Raw genomic sequence first — 12112 nt, 5'->3', positions numbered from 1 at the left:
TACCATCTTACTCAAACCTTGGAAGATGCCAGTTTTTGTAAATCGCTGTGAGTCTTAAAGCCATTGTAAATATAAGAGAAAAAAATCCGGCAGATTCTGGAGAAAAGCCAAATGTTTTTGTAAGAGTAAAAAGTATAAAAGCTCCGGCTATGGAACAGGTAGCATACACATCTTCTTTTAGAATAAAAGGCACTTCACCTGTTAGAATATCACTTATCATCCCGCCTCCGGTTCCTGTTAAAACGGCTAAAAGGATAACTCCTACAAGATTAAGTCCTGCGTTTATTCCCACGATAGCTCCGGAGATGGTAAATGCAGCAAGGCCTATTGCATCAAAAATCTTTACTGTAGTAGATGTGGATATATCTTTTTTAAAAATCTTATAGAATAACATTCCTGCAATAATTCCACCTGTTGCGAAAGATATGTCCATATAACCTGTAAGAACAACAGGAATTCTGTTTATAATTATATCCCTTAAAATACCACCGCCAAAAGCTGTTAAGAATCCAAGAATGGAAATTCCAAGGATATCAAGCTCTTTTTTTATTCCTTTATAAACCCCGGAAACTGCAAATGCAACAAGACCTATAATGTTGAAAAAATCAAACAGTGTCATTTCCTATTCCGTATTTATTCATCTTTCTGTAAAGATTGGAAAGGTCTATCTGCATTTTTGCTGCTGCAAGTTTCATGTCACCTTTTGTTTCCTTTAAAGTGGCGATTATATACTCTTTTTCAAACTTTTCTTTCGCTTCTTTAAGAGGCATAGAGAGAAACCTGTTTATTGAAAATCTCTTCTTCGCAAACATATTTTCCGGAAGGTCTTCAGGTTCTATTATTTCTTTTTTAGCAAGTATTACAAGCCGTTCTATGAGATTTTTAAGTTCTCTTATATTACCGGGCCAATGGTAGGTTAGAAAAATCTCTTTAACACTTTCGGAAAGTTTTATTTTCTCCCTTTTGTAATCTGCTGAAAACTTTGAAAGGAAGTAATCTGCAAGAAGAAGAATATCATTTCCCCTTTCCCTTAAAGGGGGAACATGTATGGGAATAACGTTTAACCTATAGTAAAGGTCTTCTCTAAAGCTTCCATCTTCTATAGCTTTTTCAAGATTTTTATTCGTAGCAGAAATAACTCTTACATCAACGTTTATTCTTTCAACGCTTCCTATTTTTTCTATCACTTTATCTTCTAAAACCCTTAAAAGTTTAGATTGTGCCATTAAAGGCATATCACCTATCTCATCAAGGAAAATGGTGCCGCCATCGGCTATTTCAAATTTTCCTTTTTTTCTTGCATTAGCTCCTGTAAATGCTCCTTTTTCATATCCGAAAAGTTCTGCTTCTATAAGATTGTCAGGAATGGCTGCACAGTTTATTGGGACAAATGGAGCGGAGCTTCTTTTACTTAATTGATGAATTGTCCTTGCTACAAGTTCCTTTCCCGTTCCGCTTTCTCCGTATATTATTACAGTGCTATCCACAGGAGCAACTGCTTCTATCTCTCTTTTTAGTTTTTCCATTACAGGACTGTTTCCAATAATTGTTTCTGAAAACAGTTTCTCTTTTAAAATTACCGTTTCTTTAAGAAGGGATAGCTGCTTTTTTGCTTTTTCAAGAACACTTAAAAGCTTTTCAAAATTTATCGGTTTTTCTATAAAATCAAAAGCACCATTTTTTATTGCTTCTACTGCAGTTTGAATATTTCCGTGGCCTGAAATAACTATCACAACAGCTTTTTCTGTTATTTTCTTTCTCAAAAGCTGTTTCAGTATCTCCATTCCGGGTATTCCAGGTAAAAAAAGATCAAGGATGATAATATCGGGATTCTCCGTTTCAATCTTCTCAAGCCCTTCATTCCCCGACTCAGCCGTTGATATGCTGTATCCTTCATCCTCAAGGATTCCGGATAAACTTTCTCTTATCCCTGCTTCGTCATCTATAATGAGAATTTTCATTTTTCACGCCTCGGATATCCTGGAACAATTTTTGCATGAAATAGGGAAATTATTTTATCAACCTTTTTTTCGGTTTCCTCATCAAGTTTCACTTCTTTTAATCTTTTATTTCCGTTTTCAGGCTTAATTATCAATACTTTCTTGCCAAATTGATTTTCAAGTTCTTTTTGAATTTCAGAAAGTCTATCATAGGCTACACCATTTTTGGGAATTATCTGAATGTGATTTTCCTGTTCTATTTTTTCTTTTATGTAATAAGCTATGTTAAAGCCACTTTCTCCCTTCTCATTTGGGTTAATTTCTTTTTCTTTATCATTTAACTTACTGTTTTTTTTTAAGAACTCATCTTTTCTAACTGTGGAAATTTCAAAATCTTTTCCGTTTAAGAGTTCAGAAAGCTTTTTAATTTCCTTAAAGTAGGAAAGTTTATAAAGGGAAAAGAGCAAAGCAGTGAAAGGAAATGGATGAGAGTCAACAATTTTAAGGTTTTTTGAGAGAATCTCGTAAGCTGCTGTTAGTTCATCTTCAGAAAAGTCACTGTTTTCATTTATAAACTCTTCCTCTACAAACTTTAAAAGTTGTCTTATTATAGTTGATGGATTGTAACCGGTGGAATCAAGTTCTTCAAGTATTTCATGAAGTCCAAGCCTGTCTCCTTCAAATCCTTTTTGAATAAGCTCTTTTAAAACATTTTTTCCTAAAACTCCTAAAAATTTTGATGCTATTTCTGTTTTTATATTTCCAGATGAAAGAGCTATTAACTGGTCAAGAAGGCTTTCTGCATCTCTTAAGCATCCTTCAGATGCAACTGCTATAAGTTTTAAAGCTTCCGCCTCATAGTTTACACCCTCTTTATCACATATATTGGCAAGAGTTTCAACAATCTTCTTTTCAGGAACTTTCTTAAAAAAAAACCGCTGACATCTTGAAAGAATTGTTGCAGGTATTTTGTCAAGTTCTGTTGTTGCAAGAATAAAAACAACATGGGAAGGCGGTTCTTCAAGCGTTTTTAAAAGAGCATTAAAAGCTTCTTTAGTAAGCATGTGGAATTCATCAATTATGTAAACTTTATACTTGCCCTGTGCAGGTGAGTAAAAAACAGTTTCTCTTAACTCCCTTATCTGGTCTATTCCTCTATTTGAAGCTGCATCTATTTCTATCACATCAGGGAAAGAACCTTTATTTATAGATTCACAAACAGAACAGTTGTTACACGGTTCCCCATCTACAGGTGATTGGCAGTTGAGAGCTTTTGCAATTATCCTTGCAGTTGTTGTTTTTCCTACCCCCCGCGGACCTGCGAAGATATAGGCATGGGCTACTTTACCTGTTTTGATTGCATTTTTTATCGTTTCTGTAATATGTTCCTGGCCGATAACTTCTTTAAAAGTTGATGGTCTATACTTTCTGGGTATTGCAAGGTATCCCATTAAGAAATCCTTCCCGTTACATAAATAAGGGGCTGGACCCTTACCGCACACACCCTTCCAGCTTACCGTTGCTCCCTTCCGGGCCTGGCGGGGTTCACCTTCCGGGTGTTGCGGAGGACCCAGCCTTTCCTGATCTTCCATTTTACTAAATTAATGGCGGAGGGGGCGGGATTCGAACCCGCGGTACCCCTTGTGAGGGTACACACGATTTCCAGTCGTGCCCCTTCGGCCAGCTCGGGCACCCCTCCACTAATTCTGTGTTAGATAATATCTGCTTACTTTAGCAGTTTGTCAACAACTATTACACTTTACCGCTCTAATAAAATCTCTTACAAGGTTATGATTTTTTCTGCCCGGCTCTTCTTCTACACCACTACATACATCAACAGCGAACGGTTCTACCGTTTTAATTGCTTCCTTTACATTGTTTAAATTAAGGCCACCTGAAAGAATAAGTGGAATTGAGATACTCTCTTTCACCTTAACTGCTATTTTCCAGTCAAAACTTTTACCTGTTCCCCCGTAAGATTTTTCACTATAAGTATCAAGTAAAATCGCTTTAGAAACCGTTTCAAACTCTTTAATCTTTGCAATTTCATTTTCCGATTTCAGGCGAAATACTTTAATTACTCTTTCCTTGCCTATATATTTGCAGTAGTTAACCGTTTCATCTCCATGCAACTGTGCAAAATCAAGCCCTGCATAGCTTAAAATTTCAAGAACAGAAGCCCTATCTTCATTAACAAATACTCCAACTTTAGCTATAAAAGGGGGGAGATTTTTGGTTATGTTTCTTACTTCTTTTGGCGAAATGTATCTTTTACTTCCTTTGAACATTATAAAGCCAAGAACATCAGCTCCACTTTCAACAGCTTGCAAAGCATCTTCTAAATTTGTTATCCCACAAATTTTCACTCTAACCATATTTGCTCCATTAACTTTTTTCTGAAGTTGTATTATATTTACTCTGTCAGAAAAGTAAAATCTTAATTTTGAGGTGATGTGGATGTTTGAAACCCAAATCCCGCCGAGAAGATGTTCATTTTGCGGTAAAGATTCATCGGTAGTTGAAGCTCTAATAACAGGTCCAAAAGGCGTTGCTATCTGTAATTTCTGTGTTGATGAGTGCTATGAAATGATTCATTCTCAAAGTGACGAGAAAAAATCTATAAAAGAACCAGGTAGGTTGCCAACACCTAAAGAGATAAAGGAATTTCTTGACCAGTATGTTATAGGACAGGATGAAGCCAAGAAAGTTCTTTCTGTGGCTGTTTATAACCATTATAAGAGAATTTTTTCCCAGAGTTCAGCAGATGATGTTGAAATAGAGAAAAGCAACATCCTTCTTATAGGGCCCACAGGTTCTGGTAAGACTCTTCTTGCCCGTTCTCTTGCAAAGCTCCTGGATGTTCCGTTTGCCATAGCAGATGCTACAACTTTAACTGAAGCTGGTTATGTTGGTGAGGATGTTGAAAATATCCTTTTGAGACTTCTTCAGAACGCTGATATGGATGTTGAAAAAGCTGAAAGAGGAATTATTTATATTGATGAGATAGACAAAATAGGCCGTAAAAGTGAAAATCCTTCAATCACAAGAGATGTTTCAGGTGAAGGTGTTCAACAGGCACTTTTGAAAATTCTTGAAGGAACAGTTGCTAATGTTCCGCCACAGGGGGGACGTAAGCATCCGCAGCAGCAATATATTCAGATAGATACCTCCAACATACTCTTTATCTGTGGTGGTGCTTTTGTCGGACTTGAGGATATTATTGCAAAAAGAATCGGTAAAGGAACAATGGGCTTTAATGCTGACCTTAATAAAAAGAAAATGGAAAGAGATGAGCTACTTAAACATGTTGAACCTGAAGACCTTGTAAAATTCGGTTTAATTCCAGAGTTGATAGGAAGATTACCTGTAATAGCAACTCTTTCTGAACTTAAAGAGGAAGATCTTGTAAGAATTCTTAAAGAACCTAAAAATGCTCTTGTAAAGCAGTATAAGAAACTTCTTGAACTTGAAAATGTTGAACTTGAGTTTACAGATGAAGCTTTAAGGGAAATAGCTAAAGAAGCTATTAAAAGAAAGACAGGAGCAAGAGGCTTAAGAGCCATAATGGAAAAAATCATGACTGATGTTATGTTTGAAGTTCCACAAAGAAAAGATGTTAAAAAAGTAATTATTGATAAAGAAGCTGTTCTTTCTGGTAAGCCAAAGTATGAACTTGTAAAAGCTTCCTGATATGGAGGAGATTGTGAGAAGGCCTTTAATTGCTGGAAACTGGAAAATGAATAAAACGGTAACAGAGAGTATAGAGTTTGCAAAGGGATTTATTGAAGCAGTTAAGGATGTTACCGATAGAGATATTATGATAGCTCCGCCGTTTACATCAATTTATCCAATGGCTGAGGTTTTAAAAGGAAGCAATGTGTATCTTGGTGCTCAAAATATGTATTTTGAGGAAAAAGGTGCTTTTACTGGAGAGGTTTCTCCAATAATGCTTAAAGATGCAGGATGTAAATTTGTTATTCTTGGCCATTCAGAGAGAAGGTATATTTTTGGTGAAACTGATGAATTGATAAATAAAAAAGTCCTCTCAGCTGTTTCCCATGAGCTTATACCAGTCCTCTGTGTTGGAGAACTGCTTGAAGAAAGGGAATTAGGAAAAACGTTTGAAGTTGTGGAAAGACAGTTATCAGAGGGACTTAAAGGAGTTCCGGAAAGTGCAGAGTTTGTTATAGCTTATGAACCTGTATGGGCAATAGGAACTGGGAAAACTGCCACTCCACAGCTTGCAGAAGAGATTCACTCCTTTTTAAGAGAAAAGCTAACAGAACTCTATGGTAAGAGTAAAGCTGATTCGGTCAGAATCCTTTACGGTGGAAGCGTTAAACCTGAAAATGTTGAAGGTTTAATGGCTATGAAAAATATTGACGGCGCTCTTGTAGGTGGAGCAAGCCTTAAGGTGGATTCTTTTGAAAAGATAGTTAAATTTGGGAGGTAATCTATGTTTACACTTTTATTGATACTTCACGCTATTCTTGCTATTTTACTTGTTGTTGTTGTTCTTATTCAGCCAGGTAAAGGAGATATCTCTTCTCTAATGGGAGGAGGAAGTGCATCTTCTGCTTTTGGTGCTGATACAGCATCGGTTTTGACAAAAACTACGGCTATTTTAGGGGCTCTTTTTATTCTCAACTCCATATTTCTCTCTGTAGTTGGTTCAAAGTATATGGGTGGTTCATCAGTTGTTGATAAGGTGAAAGTGGAGCAGAAAAAGTGAGAAGCAGAAAATTACTGTTTCTCTTTATTTCTATCTTATTTTTCTCCTGCTCTTTCCAGCAGGAGAAAGCTTCATATAAAACTGTTCCTGCTTCTGAAACTGTATCTATCTTATCCTATTTTTCTCCAAAAGGCGGATGCACTTCTGCCATAATAAGGGAAATAGAAAACGCAAACTCATCTATAGATGCTGCTATTTTCAGCTTTACATCCAAAAAACTTGCCAGAGCTTTAATATCAGCTCATAACAAAGGAATAAAAGTAAGGGTTATAATAGACCAGGGAACGGCAAAATCAAAAAGGTGTGTTGCATCTATTTTGAAAAAAGCTGGAATTCCTGTAAGATTTAAAAGAGGTTCTGGTGGTGGGTTGATGCACAATAAATTTGCTGTTATTGATGGAAAGGTGGTTATAACTGGAAGTTTTAACTGGACTGTAAGTGCTGAAAAGAGAAACGATGAAAATATTGTGATTATTAAGGGAGATAGAGAGACCTCTGCCAGATTTAAAGAAAAATTTGAGCATCTGTGGCGCCTTGCTTATCTGGAGGAATAGGGTTGGTAGAGCTTGAAGTTGCTAAAGAGAGATTTTTGAAAAGAAGAGAAGAAATAAAACAGAAACATTTTGAAAAAAAGACAGGTTTTGAAATAGCTCAGGAACTTAAAGATTCCCTTGATGAGCTTCTCACTTCTGTCTATCCACATTTTTTCGGTAAGTGGGACATTCCTGCAACTCTTGTAGCACTTGGAGGATACGGAAGAGGAGAGCTGAATTTCTATTCAGATATGGATTTTAACCTTATTTACAAAGGTAAATTAACAGATTCTTACAGAGAAGACCTTGAAGCTTTTTACTACTACATGCTTTCTTTTAACATAGACCTTGGTTATTCTCCAAGGAATCTTGATGAAGCTGTTTCTCTTGCTCAAGAAGATTTAAGTGTTCTTACTAATTTCTTACAAATAAGGTATGTAGCAGGAGATGAAAGGATAGTTGGAGAGTTTGGGAAAAGGTTCTGGAAATTTCTAAAAAAAAATAGGGAAAACATAATAGATGAAATAATAAAAGCAAGAAACGAAAGGTATAAAAGGTTTTTCGGAACAGTTTATTATCAGGAGCCAAATGTAAAAGAAAGTAAAGGGGGATTAAGAGACTTACATGAAGCGTTCTGGATAGCAAAGATAGTTTTTGAGATAGATAACTATTCAGGATTTATTGATAAAAGCATCCTTGACTGGAAAAGTTTTAGAGATGTTATCTCTGCTTACGATTTCCTTTTAAGAGTCAGAAATCATCTCCATATCCTCAGCGGAAGAAAAAGCGATATTTTAAGCTTTCAACTTCAAAGAGAAGTAGCAAAGTTTTTCGGATTTTCTTCTGATAATAAGGGTGTTGAAAATTTTATGAAAAACTATTTCAGTGCTGCTCTTGACCTTTCTATAATTACAAGAGAGATAATCAAAAAATCAAGAGAGTTTGCAAGGAAAACCGAGAAAACCATCTTTTCTGTGTTTAAAAAAGAGAACAGGCTTAACGATTATTTTTATGAGCATGACGGCACTCTCTACATATTTGATGATAAAAAAACAGAAGTTTTAAAAAATCCTTCTCTCATACTTGATGGATTTAAGTTTATTCAGCAAATTGGATACACTTTATCTTCAGATGCTTTCAGTATATTTAAACTTTCAGCAGAAACAGAAAAGGAAGCGTTTCAGCAAAAGGCGGTTTTGAAAAAGTTTAAAGATATTCTTCTAAAACCTGTAAGACTCTCTTACGTGATTGAACTTATGCATGACTGCAGGGTTCTTGACACCTTAATCCCCGATTTTGAAAGATTAAGGGGACATTTTCAGTTTGATACATACCATAAATTTACAACAGATATTCACCTTATAATGACCGTTAGAGAGCTGGAAAAGCTGAAAGAGAACAGCTCCTACTACCAGATTCTTGATGACCTTGAAAAACCTCATACTCTTTTTATAGCTGCTCTTTTACATGACATAGGAAAAGGAAAGAAAGGTAAACATGAGAATGTTGGAGCTGCTATAGCTTACAGATATCTTAAAAGACTTGATTTTAAAGATGATGAGATAGAAGAAATTGTATGGCTTATTAAAAATCACCTTTTAATGTCTTTTTTAGCTTTTAGAAGAGATATTAGTGATCCAAAGCTTATAGAAGAGTTTGTGAAAAACTGTGAGACAGAAGAAAGATTAAAAAAACTGTTTCTCTTAACCTGTGCCGATATAAAAGCTGTGGGACCTGGTGGATGGGATAGATGGAAGGCTTCTTTACTCTGGGAGCTTTTTACAAGTGCACTTGATGTGTTTTATGCTGGAAAGGATGTAAAAACTCTTATAAATGAGAAAGTGAAGAAAAAAGCCGAAAAGGTAAAAGAGCTTTTAAAAGATGATACTGATAAAAAACTTCTTGAGAGGCTGTTTGAGTCTGCCGAAGAAGATTATCTGAGAACCTATTCAGCTGATGATATAGTGAAACATTTAAAATTGATAAAACGCCTGATGGATGAGGGAAAGGATATACTACTTATTTCAGAGTTTTTCCCTGAGCTTGGATACGCAGAAGTTACAGTTGTTGACAGATATAAAAGAGCATTTTTCTATAAAATAGCTGGAGTTTTTACATATCTTAACCTTAATATCAAGGGGGCTTATATAAATAAAGCTGTTACGGTTGATGAAACCGATTTTATGGTTTATACAGTAAGGGTTTCAACAGTTTCTGAAGAGGTTCCTGAAGAAGAGGTTATAGAAAAAGTGAAAGATTACGTGAGAGAGCTTTACTACGGAAAAATAGAGATAGAAAATATTTTGAAACAACCATTCAAAAGAAAAGGATTCAGGTCAAACCTTCCCAAACCTGTTACTAAAGTTAAGTTTGACAATTCGATTTCTGAAAAATATACTGTTGTTGAAGTTTCCACATGGGACAGGCTGGGTCTTCTTTACGCTATAACAAGAGAGCTTGCCCTTTCAGGAACAAAACTAAGAAGAGCTATAATATCAACAGAAGGGAACAGGGTTATAGATTCTTTCTACATAACAGATTTAAACCTTAATAAAATTTCTGACGAAGAGAAACTTGAAGAGATAAAAGTGAGGATTTTAAACCTTTTAAAAGATAAGTGATGGGAATTCTAATAAACTTTCTGCTTCTTGCTTACCTGATTACTGCCCTTTACTTTATGCCGCCTGCTTTCGCATCTGTTTATTTTTTCGTATCTTTTACAGGTTTTCTAACATTAAGATTTACACTGTGTCCATCCTGTAAAAAATACAATGAAGGATGTTCTTTAAATTGGAACAGAATCGGAAAGTTTTTCGGAGTTGCTTCCTGTAAAGATGATAGATTTTCTTTTCTTATAAAATTAGCTGTTTTTTACTGGTGTTTTGTTTTTCTGTTTCCTTTGATTTTCCACCTGGAACTTGCTGTTCTTCTGGTTTTTATAGCTGTTTTTCAATACTTAAACTGCTCAAAGTGTAAAATAAGAAGAAAGTGTCCTTTTGGCAGAATTTTTGGGAGAGAAAAATGGGAAGAAAGATAGAACTTGAGCTTCATCCTGAAAGGGCAAGGGAAGTTGCAAAGATTCTACTTAAAAAGTTAAAAGCAGAAGGGATTTTCAATGAAAAAGAGCTTCCAGATGACAGGATAAAAAAGCATATTCCTGAAGATATGGAAAAATATCTTGCAGTTCTTTCTCTTGTAACATCCCTTGATTATATGAGAGACGCAGCAAAACTCTGGGATAGTGCTATTAAAACACTTGAAGATGATGAAATTTCCTGGGTTTTTTCTCCTTCTGAAGTCAAAGAGCGGGGAAAGGAGAAACTTAAAGAGGCTCTTTTAAAACACAAGATGGCAATGAGAAAGGAAAAGGATACTGATACCTGGTGGCATATCTCCAAAACTGTTGCGGAAGACTATAACGGAAGCTTTCTTTCATTTTTCAACAGCTTCAATTTTGAGATGGATAAAGCGTATGAAACTCTTGACTCTAAACTGTGGCATCAAAAACTGCCCAATCTATCCGGCAGAAAAATCTTTCCTCACTGGATAAGAACGATAAAAGAAAAAATAAAAGAGATACCTTTTAAAAATCTTGAAAAATTACCCATACCTGTGGATGTTCATGTTGCAAGGGCAACATTTACAACAGGATGTATTACAGGAAAATATAAAGCGAAAAGTATTACAACTACGGTGAGAAACCTTATAATCAAACTCTGGAATGAAGCTTTAAAAGATGAAAATATCCTTCCTATTGAGATGTTTCGTCCCTTATGGCTCTTAAGTAAGCACGGTTGCCATTACAGGAAAAATGGTGATTGTCCGAAGAAAGAAAATTGTCCTGTTAAAGAGTTCTGCGTCAAAGGAAAGGTTGTTGTTTCAGCTTCAAAGATGGAGATTGACACAAAACTTTGAAGCTCCAGACAGGAAAAACACTCAAAGATAACAGTGTTATAATTTCTTAAAGTTTAAAATTTTCCAATGTTAGGGAGAGATTGATATGGCAAAAGAGGTTTCTCTTAAAGAGAAATTGTGGAAGTCTGCAAATAAGCTTAGAAAAAACATAGATGCGGCTGAATATAAACATATAGTTCTTGGGCTTATCTTTTTACGGTATATCTCCGATGCCTTTGACAACCTTTACTGCAAACTAAAAGAAGGAAAAGGTGAATATGAAGGAGCCGACCCTGAAGATATAGACGAATACAAGGCTGAAAATGTCTTTTTTGTTCCCGAAAAGGCAAGATGGAGTTATTTAAAGGCAAATGCTAAAAAGCCGGAAATAGGAAAAATAATAGATGAAGCGATGGAAGCCATAGAGAAAGAAAATCCTTCTCTTAAAGGTGTTTTACCTAAAGAATACGCAAAAGCCAATATTGACCCGATAAATCTTGGAGGTTTGATAGACCTTTTCAGCAATATTCCATTTGATGAAACAAAAAAAGAAAGTGCCGATATTCTGGGGCATGTTTTTGAATATTTTCTGGGACAGTTTGCCATTGCAGAAGGAAAAAAAGGAGGACAGTTCTACACCCCTAAGTGCGTTGTTGAGCTTTTAGTTGAAATGCTTGAACCTTATAAAGGAAGAGTTTTTGACCCATGCTGCGGTTCAGGTGGGATGTTTGTTCAATCGGAAGAGTTTGTCAAAGCTCATCAGGGGAAAATAGATGATATTTCTATCTTCGGTCAGGAGAGTAACTATACAACATGGCGGCTATGTAAAATGAACCTTGCCATAATAGGTAGGGGGTGAGCACATTCTCCCCACCCTTTTCCAATACCCCCAGCCTATTAGCCACCACAAAAACATCCTCAAGCAGCACAACAGGGAAACAAGCAACATTAAGATTAAACAAACAATCCCACTTACTCTTTAAAACCTCAAAAGGCGTTCTCCCATTCATACC

Annotated in this window: 11 protein-coding genes, 1 tRNA gene, 1 other RNA gene and 1 pseudogene; 8 read left to right on the top strand and 6 right to left on the bottom strand. The window is 35.8% G+C overall.

What is annotated here, in order from left to right; translation table 11 throughout:
• Positions 1-7 precede the first annotated feature (7 nt).
• The 6 genes from CHB58_RS05190 to CHB58_RS05165 form a co-directional block, all read right to left on the bottom strand.
• Positions 8-619, bottom strand: a complete 612-nt coding sequence (locus CHB58_RS05190) for a trimeric intracellular cation channel family protein (protein WP_089323050.1) — start codon at positions 617-619, stop codon at positions 8-10.
• Positions 606-1961, bottom strand: a complete 1356-nt coding sequence (locus tag CHB58_RS05185; protein WP_089323049.1) for a sigma-54-dependent transcriptional regulator — start codon at positions 1959-1961, stop codon at positions 606-608. Before CHB58_RS05185 ends, CHB58_RS05190 begins: the two co-directional genes overlap by 14 nt.
• Positions 1958-3391: a DNA polymerase III subunit gamma/tau gene (dnaX, locus tag CHB58_RS05180; protein ID WP_089323048.1), complete on the bottom strand. Its 1434-nt coding sequence runs from the start codon at positions 3389-3391 to the stop codon at positions 1958-1960. The genes CHB58_RS05185 and dnaX overlap by 4 nt, the downstream gene beginning before the upstream one ends.
• Before the next feature lie 27 nt (positions 3392-3418).
• An RNA gene (gene ffs / locus CHB58_RS05175) (signal recognition particle sRNA small type) lies at positions 3419-3516 on the bottom strand.
• A 29-nt stretch (positions 3517-3545) separates the two neighbouring features.
• Positions 3546-3639 (bottom strand) — tRNA-Ser (locus CHB58_RS05170).
• A gap of 43 nt (positions 3640-3682) precedes the next feature.
• Positions 3683-4315 carry a phosphoribosylanthranilate isomerase gene (locus CHB58_RS05165; RefSeq protein ID WP_089323047.1) on the bottom strand — a complete coding sequence of 211 codons (633 nt, stop codon included), beginning with the start codon at positions 4313-4315 and terminating at the stop codon, positions 3683-3685.
• Between the two features lie 82 nt (positions 4316-4397).
• Between CHB58_RS05165 and clpX the strand changes: the two genes are divergently transcribed.
• From clpX to CHB58_RS05125, 8 genes and pseudogenes are all read left to right on the top strand, one after another.
• Positions 4398-5630, top strand: coding sequence for an ATP-dependent Clp protease ATP-binding subunit ClpX (gene clpX / locus CHB58_RS05160; protein ID WP_089323046.1), 1233 nt, complete (start codon positions 4398-4400; stop codon positions 5628-5630).
• Positions 5631-5643: 13 nt separating this feature from the next.
• Entirely contained in the window at positions 5644-6393 is a 750-nt protein-coding gene (gene tpiA / locus CHB58_RS05155; RefSeq protein WP_180706443.1) for a triose-phosphate isomerase, read from the top strand.
• Positions 6394-6396: 3 nt separating this feature from the next.
• A complete protein-coding gene (secG, locus tag CHB58_RS05150; RefSeq protein WP_089323044.1) occupies positions 6397-6672 on the top strand; it encodes a preprotein translocase subunit SecG in 276 nt (91 codons plus the stop codon).
• Positions 6669-7226 carry a phospholipase D family nuclease gene (locus tag CHB58_RS05145; protein WP_245807340.1) on the top strand — a complete coding sequence of 186 codons (558 nt, stop codon included), beginning with the start codon at positions 6669-6671 and terminating at the stop codon, positions 7224-7226. Before secG ends, CHB58_RS05145 begins: the two co-directional genes overlap by 4 nt.
• A 2-nt stretch (positions 7227-7228) precedes the next feature.
• On the top strand, positions 7229-9826 hold the full coding sequence (gene glnD, locus CHB58_RS05140; RefSeq protein ID WP_089323043.1) for a [protein-PII] uridylyltransferase: 2598 nt from the start codon (positions 7229-7231) through the stop codon (positions 9824-9826).
• Positions 9826-10242, top strand: coding sequence for a hypothetical protein (locus tag CHB58_RS05135; protein ID WP_089323042.1), 417 nt, complete (start codon positions 9826-9828; stop codon positions 10240-10242). The genes glnD and CHB58_RS05135 overlap by 1 nt, the downstream gene beginning before the upstream one ends.
• Positions 10227-11120 carry an N-glycosylase/DNA lyase gene (locus CHB58_RS05130; protein ID WP_089323041.1) on the top strand — a complete coding sequence of 298 codons (894 nt, stop codon included), beginning with the start codon at positions 10227-10229 and terminating at the stop codon, positions 11118-11120. The genes CHB58_RS05135 and CHB58_RS05130 overlap by 16 nt, the downstream gene beginning before the upstream one ends.
• Positions 11121-11205: 85 nt before the next feature.
• Positions 11206-11949 (top strand): annotated as a pseudogene (locus CHB58_RS05125) (N-6 DNA methylase); the annotation flags it as partial.
• Positions 11950-12112: the final 163 nt, after the last annotated feature.

Origin of the sequence: Desulfurobacterium atlanticum (genome assembly GCF_900188395.1) — a bacterium.
Lineage (GTDB): Bacteria > Aquificota > Aquificia > Desulfurobacteriales > Desulfurobacteriaceae > Desulfurobacterium_A > Desulfurobacterium_A atlanticum.
The sequence above is the reverse complement of the archived record's forward strand: the minus strand, read 5'-3'. Positions and strand labels throughout refer to the sequence as shown.